20 protein-coding genes are annotated in these 19,387 nt (G+C 55.3%); 10 read left to right on the top strand and 10 right to left on the bottom strand.

Features of this window, described 5'->3' with window-relative positions; genetic code table 11:
- Positions 1-104 precede the first annotated feature (104 nt).
- Complete coding sequence (locus tag H1S06_RS15200) at positions 105-911, top strand: HNH endonuclease (RefSeq protein ID WP_181741732.1); 807 nt, start codon at positions 105-107, stop codon at positions 909-911.
- On the opposite strand, the gene H1S06_RS15195 is transcribed toward H1S06_RS15200, so the two are convergent.
- From H1S06_RS15195 to H1S06_RS15180, 4 genes are all read right to left on the bottom strand, one after another.
- Entirely contained in the window at positions 896-1,525 is a 630-nt protein-coding gene (locus tag H1S06_RS15195) for a hypothetical protein (protein WP_181741730.1), read from the bottom strand. The genes H1S06_RS15200 and H1S06_RS15195 overlap by 16 nt on opposite strands.
- Before the next feature lie 93 nt (positions 1,526-1,618).
- Complete coding sequence (locus tag H1S06_RS15190; RefSeq protein ID WP_181741728.1) at positions 1,619-2,956, bottom strand: DUF4041 domain-containing protein; 1,338 nt, start codon at positions 2,954-2,956, stop codon at positions 1,619-1,621.
- A 395-nt stretch (positions 2,957-3,351) separates the two neighbouring features.
- Positions 3,352-6,654: a DUF3427 domain-containing protein gene (locus tag H1S06_RS15185; protein WP_181741726.1), complete on the bottom strand. Its 3,303-nt coding sequence runs from the start codon at positions 6,652-6,654 to the stop codon at positions 3,352-3,354.
- Positions 6,651-7,274, bottom strand: a complete 624-nt coding sequence (locus H1S06_RS15180; protein WP_181741724.1) for a class I SAM-dependent methyltransferase — start codon at positions 7,272-7,274, stop codon at positions 6,651-6,653. The genes H1S06_RS15185 and H1S06_RS15180 overlap by 4 nt, the downstream gene beginning before the upstream one ends.
- A gap of 261 nt (positions 7,275-7,535) precedes the next feature.
- Here H1S06_RS15180 and ahpC point away from each other — a divergent pair, with 261 nt between their 5' ends.
- The 4 genes from ahpC (at position 7,536) to H1S06_RS15160 (ending at position 11,230) form a co-directional block, all read left to right on the top strand.
- Positions 7,536-8,093, top strand: coding sequence for an alkyl hydroperoxide reductase subunit C (gene ahpC / locus H1S06_RS15175; RefSeq protein WP_456085597.1), 558 nt, complete (start codon positions 7,536-7,538; stop codon positions 8,091-8,093).
- A gap of 295 nt (positions 8,094-8,388) precedes the next feature.
- On the top strand, positions 8,389-9,927 hold the full coding sequence (gene ahpF, locus H1S06_RS15170) for an alkyl hydroperoxide reductase subunit F (protein WP_181741719.1): 1,539 nt from the start codon (positions 8,389-8,391) through the stop codon (positions 9,925-9,927).
- Positions 9,928-9,969: 42 nt separating this feature from the next.
- Positions 9,970-10,497: a Cd(II)/Pb(II)-responsive transcriptional regulator gene (cadR, locus tag H1S06_RS15165; RefSeq protein WP_255483151.1), complete on the top strand. Its 528-nt coding sequence runs from the start codon at positions 9,970-9,972 to the stop codon at positions 10,495-10,497.
- 85 nt (positions 10,498-10,582) lie between these two features.
- Complete coding sequence (locus tag H1S06_RS15160; RefSeq protein WP_181741717.1) at positions 10,583-11,230, top strand: cation transporter; 648 nt, start codon at positions 10,583-10,585, stop codon at positions 11,228-11,230.
- A 64-nt stretch (positions 11,231-11,294) separates the two neighbouring features.
- On the opposite strand, the gene H1S06_RS15155 is transcribed toward H1S06_RS15160, so the two are convergent.
- Positions 11,295-12,467 carry a hypothetical protein gene (locus H1S06_RS15155; protein WP_181741715.1) on the bottom strand — a complete coding sequence of 391 codons (1,173 nt, stop codon included), beginning with the start codon at positions 12,465-12,467 and terminating at the stop codon, positions 11,295-11,297.
- 81 nt (positions 12,468-12,548) lie between these two features.
- Between H1S06_RS15155 and H1S06_RS15150 the strand changes: the two genes are divergently transcribed.
- Together H1S06_RS15150 and H1S06_RS15145 are read left to right on the top strand one after the other, a co-directional pair.
- Positions 12,549-13,067 carry an FKBP-type peptidyl-prolyl cis-trans isomerase gene (locus H1S06_RS15150; protein WP_181741714.1) on the top strand — a complete coding sequence of 173 codons (519 nt, stop codon included), beginning with the start codon at positions 12,549-12,551 and terminating at the stop codon, positions 13,065-13,067.
- A 78-nt stretch (positions 13,068-13,145) separates the two neighbouring features.
- Positions 13,146-13,427 carry a peptidylprolyl isomerase gene (locus H1S06_RS15145; protein ID WP_181741712.1) on the top strand — a complete coding sequence of 94 codons (282 nt, stop codon included), beginning with the start codon at positions 13,146-13,148 and terminating at the stop codon, positions 13,425-13,427.
- A 70-nt stretch (positions 13,428-13,497) separates the two neighbouring features.
- On the opposite strand, the gene H1S06_RS15140 is transcribed toward H1S06_RS15145, so the two are convergent.
- Positions 13,498-14,382, bottom strand: coding sequence for a LysR family transcriptional regulator (locus H1S06_RS15140; RefSeq protein WP_181741710.1), 885 nt, complete (start codon positions 14,380-14,382; stop codon positions 13,498-13,500).
- A gap of 139 nt (positions 14,383-14,521) precedes the next feature.
- Between H1S06_RS15140 and H1S06_RS15135 the strand changes: the two genes are divergently transcribed.
- Together H1S06_RS15135 and fghA are read left to right on the top strand one after the other, a co-directional pair.
- Positions 14,522-15,637, top strand: a complete 1,116-nt coding sequence (locus H1S06_RS15135) for an S-(hydroxymethyl)glutathione dehydrogenase/class III alcohol dehydrogenase (RefSeq protein WP_181741708.1) — start codon at positions 14,522-14,524, stop codon at positions 15,635-15,637.
- A 7-nt stretch (positions 15,638-15,644) separates the two neighbouring features.
- Entirely contained in the window at positions 15,645-16,496 is an 852-nt protein-coding gene (gene fghA / locus H1S06_RS15130; protein ID WP_181741706.1) for an S-formylglutathione hydrolase, read from the top strand.
- Positions 16,497-16,536: 40 nt separating this feature from the next.
- Here fghA and H1S06_RS15125 read toward each other — a convergent pair whose 3' ends face one another.
- The 4 genes from H1S06_RS15125 to H1S06_RS15110 form a co-directional block, all read right to left on the bottom strand.
- Entirely contained in the window at positions 16,537-17,088 is a 552-nt protein-coding gene (locus tag H1S06_RS15125; RefSeq protein ID WP_181741704.1) for a hypothetical protein, read from the bottom strand.
- 159 nt (positions 17,089-17,247) lie between these two features.
- Positions 17,248-17,724, bottom strand: coding sequence for a peroxiredoxin (locus H1S06_RS15120; protein ID WP_181741702.1), 477 nt, complete (start codon positions 17,722-17,724; stop codon positions 17,248-17,250).
- A 73-nt stretch (positions 17,725-17,797) separates the two neighbouring features.
- Positions 17,798-18,151, bottom strand: a complete 354-nt coding sequence (locus H1S06_RS15115) for a YacL family protein (RefSeq protein ID WP_181741700.1) — start codon at positions 18,149-18,151, stop codon at positions 17,798-17,800.
- A 60-nt stretch (positions 18,152-18,211) separates the two neighbouring features.
- Positions 18,212-18,625, bottom strand: a complete 414-nt coding sequence (locus H1S06_RS15110; RefSeq protein ID WP_181741698.1) for a 3D domain-containing protein — start codon at positions 18,623-18,625, stop codon at positions 18,212-18,214.
- A gap of 83 nt (positions 18,626-18,708) precedes the next feature.
- On the opposite strand from H1S06_RS15110, the gene H1S06_RS15105 reads away from it, so the two are divergent.
- Entirely contained in the window at positions 18,709-19,371 is a 663-nt protein-coding gene (locus H1S06_RS15105) for a 2OG-Fe(II) oxygenase (RefSeq protein WP_181741696.1), read from the top strand.
- Positions 19,372-19,387 lie beyond the last annotated feature (16 nt).

The following is a 19,387-nucleotide window of genomic DNA, read 5'->3' as shown; positions in this document are numbered from 1 at the left end:
GGGTTGAAAATATAATCTGCTGTGCATAACTCGACTGGATAAATCGTGACAGACTCGTTCTACCCGGTAGAGTCACTGAAAACAATTTCGAATGGAGCCTCGTAATGTCAGGGAAAGGCTGGACACCAGAACAGGTCAAACTTGCATTTCACCTCTACTGCCAGCTTCCCTTTGGCCGCTTGCATCATAGTAATCCCGAGATTATCGCGTTGGCGGAGCTGATCGGCCGTACTCCCTCAGCCATTGCTATGAAACTGACCAACCTTGCCAGCCTGGACCCGGCCATCATCGCTTCAGGTCGCAAAGGGCTGAGTGGTGCCTCAAAACTGGACCGTGCCATTTGGGATGAATTTCATGCTGACTGGGAAGGTCTGGTGCTGGAAAGCATGCAAATTCGAGCACAGTTTGAGGGCGGTAAAGATGCTTCCTCTGGGATTGAGCAGCCTAAGGTCAGCACGCTTGAAGATTTCACTGGTGAGACGCGTACCCAAAGCGTACAACAGCGGGTCAAGCAGTCCTTCTTCCGCCGTGCGGTGCTATCCAGCTACGGGAACCGCTGCTGTATTACCGGGTTATCAGAGCCCCGCTTGCTGATCGCAAGCCATATCGTGCCTTGGAGCCAAGATAAAGCGAACCGGCTCAACCCCAGCAATGGCCTCTGCTTATCGGCACTGTATGACCGGGCATTCGATCAGGGGCTGATGACGTTTGATGAGGATTGGCGGGTGGTGCTGTCATATCGGCTAAAACAGCCGGAACCCGCTATGCAACGCTTTTTCGAGTCGATTGAGGGGCAGAGAATTAAGCTGCCCGAGAGATTCAGTCCTGACCCGGTGCTGATGGATCAGCACCGGGAGAAGGTCTTTATTTCCGAGTGCTTTTACTTGTTATGTTTTCATTCGATATTGTAAAAGTAATCTTCGAGTTGTTTTGACGTAATTCCAAATTTTGGCATATGAATCTCGTGAAGATTATATTCATTATGCAAATTAATAATCCACTGATAGCGTATTTTGTAGAATCTAACTGTTGGAGTGATTCCAAATTGGCTTTCTGCGGCATTCAAGAAATCATAAAGGCAAAGAATTGGTTTAACTACAGAGATACGGTAGCGATGCTTGAAGATATGATCTGATTCTATGAGCCCTGAAATATGCTTGAATTTCGATAAGTCGTTATGTAAGTCCCGAAAAGTAACCTCTTCACCGTGAAACATTACTTTACTATCAAGTGATTGTTCAACAAAATTCGAGGCTTCTCGGATGGCATCATGAGCCTCAGAAGTTCTGATTGAAATTAAGTTGCTTGTCAATGTGTTTTCAGTAGTAACATATGTTTTATATATAAAATACAACGTTAAGACACTAAAAGGGATAGTGATTGTGCCAGCGAGATAGCTCCCGAAGCTTCCCCAATCAGATGCTTCACTTGAAAATCCGGAATGAAAATTTAAAAAATATGCAGATGCTGCAAATATTGCAACTAAGAATGCGCTGAGAAACAGGATTTTTTCTTTCCGTAGCACTCGAAACTCCTTTGAAAACATAACGCCTCAATAACCGGCGCAGCTTTGCTGAGTCCGGCGCCGAAGGCGCGAATTTGATTGATTTGTTATGTTTTATATCTCTTCTGGGAATGCCTCTATCGACTCATTTACTGACTTTGCATCGTCACGCTTAGCTATAATACTTTGCGACTCTCGATAGTCCCTTGCTTCTGCTGTTTCTATAAACTCTGCATCAGGTGATATTTTACGCACCTCCTCCTCAATATCAGAAAGCGTAACTCGGAAAAATTCTTTACGTGAGTTAACCAAATTCAGCCTTAGCTGCTCAAACTTTTTGTGTAGAGAGTTTTCAAGGGCAGGAGCATCCTCAGAGTGAATCATTGCGTGAACATCAAAAGTAAATGGTACGCTAGCATCACCTAGCTCTTTCACGCGATCCAATGGTTCAAGCCTCCTAGTCATGCCTATTTTGTATATATCTTTACCGAATGATCCGATATTTGAAATCACATACACATGGCCGCGCTTGGTTTGTTCTGCCATTGACTTAGCTCGTTCTGACTTTTCATGAGCTTCCTGTAGGTCTTGACTCAACTGAGCTATTTTTTCTTTGAGGGAATCTAATTTATCGCCAGTTGATTTTTCAGCATCTTTTTGAGCCTTCTCAAGTAATTTTTTGTATTTTTCTTCTTCTTTTAATGCTTTTTCTTTCTCTTGCTCTAACTTTGCTTCTTCCCTCATTTGCCGTTTAATTTCTTGCTGCTCTTCTTTCTCCTGCTGCTTTTTATCGGCAAATTCATAAGCTAGCCTCAATTCTTTGAGCTTAAGATGAAAGTATTCGCGCGAAATGACAACAGCATTCGATTCATTCATCTTGTTTATGGCGTCATAGGCTTTTTCTATACGCTGCTCCATACGATCTACATTATTCCACCGAGTATTGGATATTGCCGCATCACATTCATTATTGAACGCTCTCGCAGTTAACTTTATCGCTCGATTGGTCATCGTTCGACCTTTGGCCTTGCTGCCCTCAACAGTCCACTCTGTAGTGCAGTAAATTGCTTGCTTAGATGAAATTAAATCTTTTTGCTTCTGCTTTACCTGAGATATTTCTTGTTTATAGCGCTCTGAGGTATCAAAATCAAAGTGGGGCTTATAGAAGCCAAGCTCAGCCATCTGGATCTCTTCATCATATATCGCCGCTTCTTTTACTAGCTTCTCGAAGATCACTCTTTTTTCTTTATAATCATTTTTTAGAGATTCTATTTTTTTATCAATAGCCTCCTTTTCCTTCTTCGACTTATCAACCTCTAAGTCAACATCAATAACCTTAGAATACTTTGATTCCAGTGCTTTCAATCGCCCTTTTACCTTGAACGCATAAACTAAAATAGCGACTAAAGATATTGCCAATACGGCAAAGCCTAAGATCATTTTATCTTCCATAGAGATCAATCCTCGAATTTAGCTTGGAAACATAACATTTTTAATACTGCGCATGCGCATATTTGTTCTCAGTCGAAGACTGGAGAGCTGTTGTAAGCATCTGAAGAGAAAAGATAAATCGAGACACCACAGTTATTCTCTTCCGTTGAAAACGATCATGCGCGTTATCCTGCAACGGCTAGTCCATAGTTTCCTGATACTGAACGATTTTTGAGCCTGTTACCAGTCGCAAATGAGCACGGTAATGTCACAAAACAAGCACCCACGGCATGTGGCCCTCAATAGACTGTATGTAATCACTAAAACTCAAAGCAGCTTGTCCACAAGTCCTGTCGTGCACGGAGCGACCTGCTGATTCCTGCGAATGTCTGCTTCGTGCGCAAATCTGACAAGATTCATCCCTTCAACTCCCAAACCACACTCATCGGCTTACTCCCCTCATGGCTCTGATAACTCACCTCACCATAAAACCGAAATGGCGCCGCTTTGCCATTACTCAATTTATGCTCACGCACAAAAAGATAGACCTTACTCCCCAGCTTTTCATGCTCAATTATCTCCCGCCCACGTTTATTGTCCGGACTGGTGCTGTTCTGCGATTGCCAGTGGAAGTGCCGGTCATCGATAAAGTAATCATGGTATTGATGATCACTGGCTTTACCTTGCTTATTCAATGTCACCAGTAATACCTGAACCTGCGGGTCTTTCAGCACCACATGACCGGACTGCCAATTGCCGGGATTGAACTCTGCACCAAATAACGGCGGGATCTCTTCACGCATAAAATCCTGCCCTACCTTCAGTTCCAGCGGGTCCAGGATGCCCTTGAAGCGAGCGAAGGTGACCATGCTTTCATCGGCAATCAGGTCGTCGTAGTCGGGATTGTTGGCTCTTAGGGTGTAACTACCGTCTTTGTTTTTCAGCACCTTACGCAGCAGGTATTGGTTATCGCCTGCTCCGTCTTGGCGTTCGATCGCCATGGTTTGGTTGCTGATGCTGCCGGCATTTTCAGGTGTGATTTGTTCCAGCAACAGGTAATCCCCATCGTAGATCGGGTTCTTGCCGCCGTTCATGGAGTTACCCGAAGCGCGGGCGATGAAGTGTCGGTCTGGGGATAAGTGCCCAAAGCCACTGGGTGCGGGCAGATACTCTTCCACGTCCGCATGGCCAGTTTTGAAGTGTCCACAAGCAATTTTGATATTGGGGAAGAAAGGTAGCTGTACAGCGGTTTCGGCCGTTGAGTGAACCGGGGCGACGGGCCATTCCGGTTTTACTTCAATCGGTTTGCTCTGCGCGTACTGAGCTAAGCGCCAGGCCAAAATTTCCTCGGTCATTGTGCTCAATGTGGGCAACTCTGCGGCATTCAGGCGCGGCTGATAGTGAAACAGCAGTCCGTCTTGGGCAAACCATTCGATCTGAGAGCCCTGCTCGGGGGTACACCAGTGATGGATCGGCATTTTGCGCCAGTGGCTCAGCCAGGCGGCATCGCTAACGGTATCCAATGGCAGCAGGCTCTGCGGTAGGTCAGCTAACCAGTCCGGGTGCGCTTGGAACCAGCTTCTGGCCCACTGGGCTAATTGCTGTAGCGTCACCGACTGGCTCATCGCCTGTTGGTCTAACAGGGTTTGCAGCAGCACCAGTTTGTATGATTTTGAGGTTTTCGTGACCGTCAAATCACGGAACCACTGGGCATGCAGCTCCAGCACCTGCAGCTCATCCGGCTTAGCATCGCCCTGTTCGTCGATGAACTCCCACCAACAGCCATAGTTGCGCCTTAACTGGCCCAGATTCGCACCGCTGCGCCAAAACTCGTTCAGTGTGGGGCGTCGTTTCAGGCTCTGTTTCAGTTTGGCGTACTGGGTATCCAGCTGGTCGCCCACCAGGCTATCCATAAATTCGATAAAGCCAAGGTCATAGTTGACGTAGCAGCCGTCTGGCAGCAAGTCGCTGGGGTTCTTGGCAGCAGAGATCAGTTGTTTGCGGGTCGGTTTGTTATCAAAGGCCGAACCAAACAGCATCTCGGGGCGGTTGAGGAAACTGTGATGGTTGCCGACAAAATCCAGCACCACCAAGCGGTCTTTACCCTCGCTAAGCCGCAAACCACGTCCCAGTTGCTGTAGGAAGAGGATTTTGGATTCCGTGGGCCGCAGCATCATCACGGTATCGATCTGCGGCAGGTCGACCCCTTCATTAAACAGGTCCACCGAGAAGAGCACATCCAACTGCCCACGACCTAACTGCTCCAAGGCTTCGGAGCGGGTGAGGTCCGATTCGGTATGCACACTGGCGGCGCTGATACCCGCTTTCTCGAAAAAAGCCGCCATGTAATCCGCGTGTCGGCGCGAGGCGCAAAACGCGAGGGTGCGAGCCTGAGACTTATCCCGCCACTCCTTCAACGCATGGCGAGCACGACCACGAGTAGCGAGCTGTGTGGATAACTTATCCGGGTCAAAGCGGCCGTTACGCCAAGGGATATGCTCATAATCCACTTCGCTGTCGAAGATGCCGTAATAGCTGAACGGGCACAGCTGCTGGTCGTTGATGCCGTCGAACAGATCGCGGCGGTACACCAGGTTATGATCACACAAGCGCAGAATATCCGAGCCATCGGTGCGATCCGGTGTCGCCGTCAGCCCCAACAGGAATTTGGGCTGGAAGTATTCCAGCAGGCGCTGGTAGCTGCCGGCCGCCGCATGATGAAATTCATCCACCACGATGTAATCAAAGTATTCGCGGCTGAAGCGCTCCAAGTGGGCCACACGCCCTAAGGTCTGCACCGACGCGAACAGCAGATCGCACTCGTCGTCTTTCTGTTTACCGGTGTAATGCCCAACCCGTTTATGCGGCAAGATCGCCAAGAAGCTCGCTTCGGCCTGCAGCAAAATTTCTTCACGATGGGCCACGAACAGCACTCGACTGGCTTCGATCTGCGCGGCATCAAAGGCGGCTAGATAGGTTTTGCCCATCCCCGTGGCCAACACCACGAGGCCCTTTTGCCAGCCACGTTGTCGCGTAGCGTCCAAGGCATCCAGCGCTTCTTGCTGGTGGGGTTTTGGCATCGGAATCTCGGGTTCCGGTTCTTGCGCATCGACACTGGCGGTGTAGATCGGCGTCACCTTGCGCGCCTGTTCATAACGGCGTTGGTACTGCTCTATCCACGCAAAACTCAGCTCACGCACCTGTGGTTGCTGCAGCAGGTGTTGAAACTGCTGACGCACTTCATCCAGCCGCTGTGCCGCCAACGAATCCGCTTCGTTGGGGTAGTCCAGATGGTAATTCCACTCCAGCCCGTCGGTCAGCGCCTTGGCACTGATATTACTGGAGCCCACAAAGGCATCCGCACTAATCAACTCACCCTGTGTAGAACGGACGAAGATATAGGCTTTTAAGTGAAAGCTATCCGATGAGCCCGTTTCGAATACCCGAACATCAGCCCCCCGCTCCGCTAACAGCATGAGCTTTTTCAATGCATTGGGATCTGTGATGCACATGTAGTCGCTGGTCAGCAGCGTCAGCCGAACATTACGGGTTTCAGAGCGCAACGCCGCTTCAAGATCGCCAAAGATCAGCTCAAGGCCGGTGGAACGGATAAAGGAAACGGCAATCTCGATCTCGGTGGCTTGGGTTAACGCACGGCGCAGCGCAGGCAGCAGCTGGCGGTTATCGCCCCCGGTGAGCAGATAGGATTTTGCGCTCATCCCTGCACCTCCGCTGGACGCTGGATACAAACCGTTTGCCAACTTACCTCTTGGCGTTGCAGGAAATCAGCATTCGTACCGCCATTGTTAAGCGCCTTTAACTGCAGCCCATGCTGAGCGGCCAGTTGCGCCAGCTCTTCCGTACTCACCGGATACATGGGACGGGCTGGATCGGAGGGGCCAAAACGAAGGGTTATAATCAGCAAGCCACCCTTGGCCATCAGGTCAGCCAAACGAGCAAATGCCTGTGGACGCTCTGCCGCCGGCAGATGCATCCAGACGGCGGATAACAGAATCAGGTCGTAGCCCTGTGCAGGCGTGGCAAGATCAAGGAGAAGGGGGAGCTGGGTATCGGCCCAACGCACCTGATCACCGGTAGTGCGGCAACCTAGTTCACGTAACCCTTGTGCAGGCTCGACCGCTGTCACCAGCCAGCCCTTCTGCGCCATCCAGTGGGCATCGCGACCACTGCCCGCCCCCACATCAAGTGCCAGTCCCGGGGTGCGCTCGGCTAGCAAATACGCCCAATCGGCATGTACCTCATGCGCCGCAACCGAATCATATTGCGCCTGAAAATGTTCGGCTTGCTGGTGATAATGCGCGATGGTCTGCTTTGGCATAACCGTCCCTTGCTGGTGTCACTTCCTTTAAATTCGCCTATGAGTATACCTAAAGCGTCTACCTTTCCCATGGTCCTTAAGCCGACCGTCTGAAACCGGCCTGGCAGCTTCGCTAGAGTATGCTGATCGCCCGCCCCTGTGATAGCTATTAACTATAGATTTCATCACGCTAATCAATTTCTAAAACCCATTCCCTCTCGTTAAGATGGTTTCAGATTCGCAAGCAACGACACCAAACTTACAGGAGATACACACATGGGTATCGTTAACACCGAGATCAAGCCGTTCCAGGCAACTGCGTTCAAACAGGGCGAGTTCGTTGAAATCACCGAAGCGGACGTGAAAGGCAAGTGGGCCGTTTTCTTCTTCTACCCGGCCGACTTCACTTTCGTCTGCCCCACTGAGCTGGGCGACGTGGCCGACAAGTACGACGAGCTGCAGAAACTGGGTGTTGAAGTGTTTTCCGTGTCGACCGACACACACTTTACCCACAAGGCGTGGCACGATTCTTCCGACACCATCGGCAAGATCAACTACTACATGGTGGGCGACCAGACCGGCAACATCACCAACAACTTCGGTGTAATGCGTGAAGACCAGGGCCTGGCCGACCGCGCCACCTTCCTGATCGATCCCCAGGGCGTTATCCAGGCGGTTGAGATCACCGCTGAAGGTATTGGCCGTGATGCAGACGACCTGCTGCGCAAGGTGAAGGCCGCTCAGTATGTCGCAGCGCACCCGGGTGAAGTCTGCCCGGCGAAGTGGAAGGAAGGCGAAGCCACACTGGCACCGTCTCTGGACCTGGTCGGCAAGATCTGAATCCGTGGTACGGGCCGGTTCGCACTGACCGGCCTATGCCTCTGGCAGAGTACACACGCTGTACTCGTCCCTGCGCCGCCCCTAAAGGGCGGCGTTTTTATGTATTCTGTAACGGGCCAGGGTTTCCATAAATTAAAGCTATCGTCTTATTAATTATGATTAATTTCACACATGGATAGCCGCCCGCTACTATAGAGTCATATTCGAGATGAGCCAGACCGCCAGACAGGAGATCCACCGGCGGAACGCTATTCGAAACATTGACTGAACTTTTGGCATTGAGGGAATACTCGCTATGTTGGATGCAAACCTGAAACAGCAGTTGAACGCGTACCTGCAGAACATTGTCACTCCGATTGAGCTGACCCTGACCACCGATGACAGCGACAAGTCCCGCGAGCTGGAAACGCTGACCCACGAAATTGCCGAGCTGTCCGACAAGATCAGCGTCAAGACCGGCAACGACCGTCGCGCACCGAGCATGGCGGTGGGTGCTGCCGGACAGGCGCCGCGCGTCAACTTCGCCGGTATTCCGATGGGACACGAGTTCACCTCTCTGGTGCTGGCGCTGCTGCAGGCCGGTGGCCACCCGTCCAAGGCCGATGCCGAACTGCTTGAGCAGGTCCGCCACCTGACGGGCGAGTTCCACTTCGAGACCTACATCTCGCTGTCGTGCCAGAACTGCCCGGACGTGGTCCAGGCGCTGAACCTGATGGCGGTGCTGAACCCGAACATCACGCATACCATGATTGATGGCGCCCTGTTCCAGCAGGAAGTGGATGAACGCCAGATCATGGCCGTGCCCTCGGTCTACCTGAACGGCGAACACTTCGGTCAGGGCCGCATGACGCTGGCCGAGATCGTCAACAAGGTTGATACCGGTGCTGCCGAGAAGAAGGCCGCTGCGCTGAACGAAAAAGAACCGTACGAAGTACTGGTCGTGGGCGGTGGCCCGGCCGGTGCGTCCGCTGCGATCTACGCGGCACGCAAGGGTATCCGTACCGGTGTCGTGGCCGAGCGCTTCGGTGGCCAGGTAATGGATACCGTGGGGATCGAGAACTTCATCTCCGTGCCTTACACCGAAGGCCCGAAACTGGTTGCCAGCCTGGAGCAGCACGTCAAGGAGTACGAGGTTGATGTGATCACCGAACAGTCCGCCGCCAAGCTCTCCAAAGGCGAGCTGATCGAGGTGGAGCTGGCCAGCGGTGCAACCCTGAAGAGCCGCAGCGTGATTTTGGCTACCGGCGCCCGCTGGCGTGAAATGAACGTGCCGGGCGAGCAGGAATACCGCGGCAAGGGCGTGGCCTACTGCCCGCACTGCGACGGTCCGCTGTTCAAGGGCAAAAGCGTAGCGGTGATCGGTGGCGGCAACTCCGGCATCGAAGCGGCCATCGACCTGGCCGGACTGGTCAAGGATGTGACCGTGCTGGAGTTCTCCGACACCCTGCGGGCCGATGAGGTACTGGTGAAGAAGGCGGAATCCCTGCCCAACGTCACCATCATCAAGCAGGCGATGACCACCGAAGTACTGGGTGATGGCAACAAGGTGATCGGTCTGAAATATCAGGATCGCCAGACCGAAGAGACTCATGTGGTCGACGTGGCCGGTATCTTTGTTCAGATCGGCCTGGTCCCGAACAGCGAGTGGCTGAAGGACAGCCTGGAACTGACCGAGCGTGGCGAAATCGTCATCGACAGCCAGGGCGCGACGTCCATGCCGGGTGTGTTTGCGGCGGGTGATGTGACCAACACCCCGTACAAGCAGATCATCATCTCCATGGGGTCGGGCGCAACGGCCGCACTGGGTGCCTTCGATCATTTGATCCGCAACTGATTACCGGTTGCCCGCGACCGCCCTTCGGGGCGGTTAAGCTCGATGACCGCGCAGCCCACGGCATGGCCGGGGCTGCCGATCCACAACGTGTTCACAAGGCGTGACAGGATCATGAAAATCGGTGACATTGCCACGGCCACGGGCCTGTCCGTGGAGACCATTCGCTACTACGAAAAGATCGGCCTGCTGCCCCCGCCCGCTCGCAGCGAGAACGGCTATCGCCATTACCGCCCCCTCCATCTGGAACGTCTGCAGTTCATCAAGCGCTGTCGCAGCCTGGACATGGCACAGGACGAAATCCGTCAACTGATCGATCTGGCCCGCCAGCCGGACGCCGACTGCCGCGATGTCGATGCCTTGCTGGCGCGCCATCTACAGCATGTGCGTGAGCGCCTGCAGGAACTGGCCAGCCTGGAACAGACGCTGGTCCAGCTCCAGAGCGCCTGCAGCCAGGGCAAAACCGTACGCGAATGCGGCATTCTGGATGGCTTGAACGCGCACCAGGACACCACCTCCTCCACCGAGGCGCACAATCATGTACCCGGCACCCATGGCAAGGGACATGCGTAAGCGCTCGACACAGCGGCCGTTGACTCTATAGTTACTACAGGGTTTTCAATAGGACCTGCTGAATCCACAATTACAGGAGGTCCCCATGGCATGCAGTTGTTCCGCCCCCACTCCCACAGGCCCGGCTCCGGGTTTCCGCAAGGCGCTCTGGTTTGCCTTGTGGGTCAATGCCGGCATGTTTCTGGTTGAGGGCATCGCCAGTCTGCAATCCGATTCCGTCTCGCTCTTGGCCGACGCCATCGACTTTTTCGGCGACAGTGCCAACTATGTTCTGTCGCTGTGTGTGCTCTCCATGGGCATGCTCTGGCGCGGCCGTGCCGCACTGGTGAAAGGGGTGACCATGACGCTGTTCGGCTTGCTGGTCTGGGCCCGTGCACTCTGGATGCTGCAAAGCGGCGCTACGCCCGAGCCACTGACCATGGGACTGGTCGGCCTGCTGGCACTGGTCGCCAATGTCAGCGTCGCCATCGTGCTGTTCCGCTTTCGTGAAGGGGATGCCGACATGCGGTCGGTCTGGCTGTGCAGCCGTAACGATGCCATCGGCAATCTGGCCGTGATGACAGCCGCGTTGGGAGTTTTCCGTACCGGCACCGCCTGGCCCGACCTGATCGTCGCCGCCATCATGGGCACGCTGGCCATTACCGCTGGCGTGGGTGTGGTACGCCATGCACGCATGGATATTGCCCAGGCCAACGCCGACCGCTCAAGCCCCCTGCGGGAACATCAGTCCTGAGTATTCAGACTGGATCGACAGGCATGGCCTCCGCCGGAGTCCTGCCTGTCGGGAACGCGAGTCGTCAGATCGCCAGACGTTGGGTCAGGTTACGAAACTCGTCCCGTATCGCTTCGTTCTGAAACTCGCGAATATCCGGCATCTGCAGTGAAATCAGGCGATCGAAGGTGCCGGCGCCTTCACGCAACAGCGTCACCACCGATGAACTCAGTGACACCGTGTTGTAGGTGTTGTTGGCGACCTTCATTTCACGCCGGGTCACCCTGTTCGCCTTGGCGACCTTGTCCCGCTGACGTTTCAGCAGGTCGGCATAAAGGTCGATCACCTTCAGCGTCAGCCGGTTGGACTCGATATTGTGCTCCAGCGTTTTCCGGTCGCCGCCTTCCTTGATCAGACGACGCGATTCCGCAATATTGGCCTTGGCACTGTCCTTGTAACCGGCCAGTTTGGGCAGGTAGGTTTCATCCACATCGCGGATGAAGTTGTCCTGCATGCCGGTCATCATGCGATGCAGAATCACGACCATGCCGTAATACTTCTTGGCATGGGTCAGGCTCTCGCCGGATTCTTGCGTCAGTTCGGCCAGCTGCGCCGTCATATCCTTGATGGTGTTGAACACCACCGACATGTTCAGCATGTCATCACCGATAACCGATGCCATCATTGCCTCCAGCTGCTCGACATCCAGCTGTACGCCAATGGCGCTCAGCGCCTGGCTCATCTGTTCCAGGGTCAGGGCCCGATCCTGTTCATAGGCGGCAATGTTGTTTTCGGTTGCCTCGATCAGCATGTCGAAATCGGCCTTGGTCACGGCAACAAAACTTTTCAGGGTGTCGCCCGGCATCAGGCGCGTACGCAAGCTGCGCTCATCTGCAACCGCCAGCACCCGTTCGGAGCGGTATTTGATCAGTTTTTCTTCCTGCTCCTCAATGCGCGCTTCCAGCGCCCGGTACTGATCATGCAGGCGGTTGATCGCGTCGGACTCGAACAGCGCCATCGCGTCCTGCACCAGTTCGTCCAGATCAGCTTCGGCATCGGACTGATCCCGGCCGATCAGGCGGCTTTTTTCCAGCCCGGGAATTTCGTCATGAATCGTCAGCGCCTCTTCCAGCTCGGTCAGAATTTTGCGGGTATCAAAGCTGATGACGCCCTCTCGTGACCACTCCTCGGCCTGTACCAATCCGGTGCTCAGCACTGCAGCAAACAGCGCTGCGCACGTAAACTGTCCTAATCGCATTGTGTTACCTGTTCGTGTTACCTGTTCGTTGTGTTTTCTTGCCAAGCCCGGGCGAGAACCGGATACTGCACGCTTTCACCCATGGCGCACGAGGGGCTTGCGTTGACACAGATTACCGATAATACAGTGGTTCAGTTCTACTACACACTGACCGATGCCGATGATACCCAAATCGAAACCAACCTGGGCGCCGATCCGATCGCGTATCTGCACGGCCATGACGGCATGATTCCGGCAATCGAAGCCGCACTGGAAGGCAAGTCCGCTGGCGAAACGCTGCACCTGACCCTGACGCCGGAGCAGGCCTACGGCGAACGCGAAGACGGCCGTGAACAGCGCGTGCCGATCAAGCACCTGCAGGGACTGCCCAAGGGCGTACGCAGCTGGAAGCCGGGCATGGTCGCCGTGGTACAGACCGATCAGGGCATGCGCCAGGTGACCGTGATCAAGCCGGGGCTGAAGATGGTGCTGGTCGATACCAACCACCCGCTGGCCGGTAAGACACTGACCTATGATATCGAAGTGGCCAGTGTACGTGCGGCAACCGATGAAGAAATTGCCCACGGCCACGCCCACGGGGTTGGCGGTCATCACCACTGATGTGGTATCACTGCCACCTGTGTGAACCTGATAATCACCATGTTTAAATTGATATCCCAACTGTTACGGAGAAAGCCCATGGCACGCGCAAGCGCACGTCACATCCTCGTCGGTACCGAAGCCGAATGTCAGTCCCTGAAAGACCAGATCGCCGACGGCGCGGATTTTGCCGCATTGGCCAAGGCCCACTCTCAGTGCCCGTCAGGCAAGCAGGGCGGTGAGCTGGGCAGCTTCGGCCCGGGTCAGATGGTCAAGGCGTTCGACGAAGTCGTCTTCAGCGCCCCGATCAATGAAGTTCAGGGTCCGGTACAGACCCAGTTCGGCTTCCACCTGCTGGAAGTGACCAGCCGCGAAGACTGAGCAGCCCTCGCGACACCCGGTTCGGCTCGGTGCCGAGCCGGTTATCTGCCGCAAACGGCGTACCCGCCCGTCACCAGGGCAGCCCTTCCTTGAAGCGTTCAAGCAGAAAATCACACAGTACCTGCAACCGGGGTGAACGCTGTCGCGCCTGTGGATAAACCAGCCAGACCCCGCTGAACGGGTAGCGATACTGCTCCAGCATGGAAATCAGCTCGCCCCGCGCCAGCGCCGGTTCCACGTAGTAATCCGGCAGCTGGGCAATCCCCAGTCCCTTGCGAGCCGCATCCAGCAACGCCGGGCCGGAGTTGGAGCGCCAGTTTCCCGCAACTTTCAGCTCACGACGCTGTCCGTTTTCACTGAACAGCCACCAGGGGTTGGACCCCAGCAGGCAGTTGTGCCGATTCAGTTCCGCCAGTGTATGCGGCATGGGATGACGCTGCAGGTAGTCCGGGCTGGCACACAGGTATTCACGCCGGTTGCACAGACGGCGTGCCAGCAGTGACGAGTCTTTCAGGGTCCCCATACGCACGGCCAGATCATAGCCTTCGGAAATCAGATCGATCTGACGGTTGGTCAGATACAGATCGAGGCTGATTTTCGGATACTGCTGCATGAAGTCATTCAGTTGCGGCGCCAGAAAGCGTTCGCCGAAAGTGGTCGCACAGGTCACCCTCAGGTTGCCCGACGGTTCGGACTGAAAACCGGCCAGTGCCTCTTCAGCGGCGGCAAAGCCCTGCAACAGATCACGACACTGCCGGTAATAGTGCTCGCCCGCGTCGCTGAGCCGAAAGGTACGCGTGGTGCGATACAGCAACTGCGTGTTCATCTCCGCTTCCAGCCGGGCGACCAGACGGCTGATATGCGATGGCGAGACCTTGAGCTTGCGAGCCGCCGCCGAAAATCCGCCCTGCTGCACCACCTCCACAAAAGCCTCTACCGCTTCCCAGTTTCGCATCACGCTGCTCCCGACCCGGTTATCATCCTTTCTGTGCCACTATTATTGCCAGTCAGCAAAAATACTTTTCAATTGGTGTCATTATCAAGTCCCTGTCCAACGGCTAGACTGGGTTCATGATCAGAACAGGAGAATCCTCATGAAATCACGCGCAGCCATTGCATGGGAAGCAGGCAAGCCGCTCACGATTGAAGAAGTCGACGTTCAGGGGCCAAAGGCCGGTGAAGTCCTGGTGCGCATTGTCGCCACCGGCGTCTGCCACACCGATGCCTTCACCCTGTCCGGCGCAGACCCGGAAGGTATCTTTCCGTCGATCCTCGGCCACGAAGGCGCCGGTGTCGTCGAAGAGGTGGGTCCGGGCGTCACCACGCTGAAACCGGGTGATCACGTCATTCCGCTGTACACCGCCGAATGCGGCACCTGCAAGTTCTGTCTGTCCGGCAAGACCAACCTGTGCCAGGCCGTGCGCGAAACCCAGGGCAAGGGCCTGATGCCGGACGGTACCAGCCGCTTCTCCATCGGTGGCAAGACACTCTATCACTACATGGGCACCTCGACCTTTTCCGAGTACACCGTAGTGCCGGAGATCTCCCTGGCCAAGATCCAGGTCGACGCACCGCTGGAAAAGGTCTGCCTTCTGGGCTGTGGCATCACCACCGGTATCGGTGCCGTGCTGAACACGGCCAAGGTTGAAGCGGGCTCCACCGTGGCCATCTTCGGCCTCGGCGGTATCGGTCTGTCCTGTATTCAGGGTGCCCGCATGGCCGGTGCCGAGCGCATCATCGCCATCGACATCAATGAAGACAAGTTCGAGATGGCACGTCAGTTCGGTGCCACCGACTGCGTCAACCCGAAGGACTACTCCGATCCGATCCAGCAGGTCATCGTCGATATGACCGACGGCGGCGTGGATTACTCGTTCGAATGCATCGGTAACGTGCAGGTGATGCGTTCCGCGCTGGAATGCTGTCACAAGGGTTGGGGCGAGTCGATCATCATCGGCGTAGCCGGTGCCGGGGAAGAAATTTCTACCCGTCCGTTCCAACTGGTCACCGGCCGGGTCTGGAAAGGCTCCGCCTTCGGTGGCGTCAAGGGCCGCAGCCAGTTGCCAGGCTATGTGGAAGATTACATGAACGGCAAAATCGAGATCGATCCGTTCATTACCCACACCATGGGGCTGGAAGACATCAATAAGGCGTTCGACCTGATGCACGAAGGCAAGAGCATTCGTTCCGTCATTCTGTTCGACCAGTGAGGCCTGCATGTCCAACATCGCTCCCGAACTGATCGCCAGCAACAAGTGTTTTGACGGCTGGCTCAAGCGCTACAAGCATGTCTCAACTGCGACCGGTACGGAGATGGTATTCGCCATCTACCTGCCGCCACAGGCACAGGTGCAGCCGGTTCCCGTAGTGTACTGGCTGTCGGGCCTGACCTGTACCGATGAGAACTTCATGCAGAAGGCCGGTGCCCAGCGCATCGCCGCCGAACTGGGCATCGCTATCGTCGCGCCGGACACCAGTCCGCGCGGCACCGATCTGCCCGGTGAGCATGACAGCTACGACTTCGGTTCCGGTGCCGGCTTTTACATCAACGCAACCGAAGCCCCCTGGGCCGATCACTACCGCATGTACGACTACGTGACCGAAGAGCTGCCGACACTGATCGAGCAGCACTTCCCGGTCACCGACAAACGTGCCATCAGTGGCCACTCCATGGGCGGCCACGGTGCGCTGATCTGTGCGCTGAAGAACCCCGGCCGTTATGCTTCGGTCTCGGCCTTTGCGCCGATCAACAATCCGAGCCAATGTCCCTGGGGAGAAAAGGCGTTTACAGGCTATTTGGGCACCGATCCCGAGGCCTGGAAAGACTGGGACACCTGTGCACTGATCGCCAAAGCGGACAGCAAGATTCCCATTCTGGTCGATCAGGGCGGTGCGGATGATTTTCTGACCGAACAGCTCCGACCCGAGGCTCTGCAGGTCGCCTGTACGTCAGCGGGACATCCGTTGGAACTGCGCCTGCAGCCCGGTTATGACCACAGCTATTTCTTCATCGCCAGCTTCATCGAAGATCACCTGCGCTACCACGCCAGAGTACTGATGGAAGACTGAATGACAGCACCGGCCGGGATAACCGGTCCGGTGCTTTTCACTACTTGTAGCGGTCGTGATTGAACACGAAGTCATCCCCGCTTGCCGTCCCGTGACAGGCAATACAGCCGGTCTGCATGCCCTTGGCAACACGTCCCGCCAGCGGTACGCCCTTGGGATTTTTCATTACCCTGCCACGAGCATCGTATTTGACATAGAACCAGTCGTGATTGTCAGGGTCGTAGCCGGGCTCACGCTTGAGCATGACAGTGACCGCCTGCAGATAACGCCCGGGATCATTGATGACATCGTCCACCGATATGCCGTCACCGCCATAGTTGCGTTTGACGATCAGCGGACCGGTATGCCCTTGCAGGCTCACCGGCATTTCGATCAGCTCCAGAATCATCCCGTGGGGCGGCATGCCCTTATAGGGACGTGTCATCACCGCCCCTTCACCCACCAGTCCCTTGTACTCCATGAGTGCCCAGAGCGAGGTGGCCAGTTCCGTGTCGGCCCGATTGCCAAAAGCCATCTCGGCTGATGCGGGTACCGCCAGTCCGATCGAACCACCCAGTATCAGTGCCGTAAGCAATGTACGTACAGGTTTCATAGTACCTCCCGCCTGTGAGAGTAAGCAGCTCTCAGGTAGACCTGAAAGTCACTTCAGTATTAGGCGGCGAGGAAAATCGTGCAGGCGGTTTTCAGATCCATTTGTTCTGAAGGTATTGCGGAATCTTACATGGGCCGCGAAAGCGGCCCATGGACATGCTTAGAGTGCGGCCAGAATGGTGTCGGCACTGCTCTTGTCGATGCCCTTTTCATCGATGTTGCACAGCTCAACCACACCGTCGTTGACGATCATGGCATAACGCTGGCTGCGGGTACCGAACTGGATGCCCGACAGGTCCTGATCCAGACCCAGTGCTGCGGCAAAAGAACCGATGCCGTCTGCCAGCATGATGATTTCCTCGGCGTTCTGAGCCTTGCCCCAGGCATCCATGACGAAGACATCGTTCACGGCCGTGCAGATGATGCTGTCCACGCCCTTGCCCTTGATGTCGTCGGCCTTGACGACAAAACCCGGCAGATGCGTTTTGGAGCATCCCGGCGTGAACGCGCCCGGTACGGCAAATAATACGACTTTCTTGCCGGCAAAAAGATCTGCCGTGTTCACGGCTTCAGGCCCTTCAGCGCCCATAACACGCAGTTCTACATTAGGAATACGATCGCCGATCTGAATGCTCATGCTGTGTTCTCCACGTCTATAGTTGACTGTTTCACTCAGGATTGTAGCAGGGCCACACCCATGCGCCTATAACTCAATTGGACAGATAATCGATCCAGCCGCGCAACAGGCCGATAAAATCTTCCAGGCCCGCTTCACAGGCCTCGTCCGCCAGTCCATAGCCGTCTTCCAGCTCATCCGGGTCCGCATCGGCCTGCAACCAGACACGGGCGCTCTCGCTGTCCAGGCGCACGCTTAACTCATGGCCATGCCAGTCAAACCGGCCACGACGCGATACCAACAGCTGCTCCGCCTGTTGCAACACCCGTTCAGCCTGCCGCCGGTCTTCAGCCAGTTCTTCACTGAGCCAGCGCCCGAACAGCGCCTGCTCCATTTCAACCACTGCTTCCGGCTGATCGTACAGATCACGCCTGAATTCATATTCCACGTTTTGCCTACCTCGTCATGCACCCGTTGCGCTCCGAAGGCGCAGAACGCGCATAATACATCACTCCCCTTGCGGCCCAACATCGGCGACCGGCAACCAGCGGATAGTAACCTCTCGCACACCCCATTCCCGTGCGGTTTTGACATCCGTGCCCATGTAGATATCGATCTTGCGCGTCCAGCGCTTGTTCATTTTATCCAGCACCCGGTACTGCCCCGGCAGCCCTTCGATCTCGATCAACGTATTGCGTGTCAGCCCCTCGGCCAGCAGATCCCGCGATACCGCCACCGCTTTCATGCCGGGCTCCAGTCGATCCCCCCAGGCAGCCACCGTCGGAGTTGCACTGGTCTGCGCGGCCACCGAGTTATAAGCACTGGCCTGCACGGTCAACGTTCGCACTTCGGACACCGCTTCAGTGCAGCCCGCCAGCACCAGCACCATCAAAAACAACCATTTAACAGAAAAAGAAGGCATTTATATCCATTATGAAAACATTTTCGTGACATTTATCGCAAATAACAGTATACAATATCATCCTATAATCGGAGGATGCATACGTGTATTCACCCCCTGAACTGACCCTCGACCTGCATCAGAGACTGTACGACCAGATCGCTGATGCACTGGTCGACAACGGCTACATTATCCTGCCTTCTGCTCTACCCGAAACGCTGACCGGCAATCTTTACCGGCACCTGCAGGCACTCAATGACCAACAGTTTCAACGCGCCGGAATCGGTCGTGAACAGGACCACCAGCTGCATGGCGAGATTCGCCGTGACACGATCCGCTGGCTGGGTCAGCAACAGGCAGTCGAAGCCGAATACCTGAACTGGATGGAAGGGCTGCGCGAAGGACTGAACCGACGCCTGTTCATGGGCCTGTTCGATTACGAAGCCCATTTTTCTCACTACCGGGCGGGGGCTTTCTACAAGCGCCATCTGGATGCTTTTCGCGGCCAAACCAACCGGGTGTTGACCACCGTACTCTACCTCAACAGGGACTGGCACAGCAGGCAGGGCGGCGAGCTGCTGATCTGGCCAGAACCAGACAGTGACAAGGTGATCGAAACCGTGGTGCCTCAAATGGGCACACTGGTGATATTCCTCAGCGAGCAGTTTCCCCACGAGGTCCTGCCCGCCACCACCGACCGCTATAGCATTGCCGGCTGGTTCAGGGTTAATACCAGCATCAACAACCAGCTCGACCCTCCCCGCTGATCCCGGTTATTCCACC

The sequence above is a fragment of the Marinobacterium marinum genome (genome assembly GCF_013868415.1).
Classification (GTDB): domain Bacteria; phylum Pseudomonadota; class Gammaproteobacteria; order Pseudomonadales; family Balneatricaceae; genus Marinobacterium; species Marinobacterium marinum.
The sequence above is the reverse complement of the archived record's forward strand: the minus strand, read 5'-3'. Positions and strand labels throughout refer to the sequence as shown.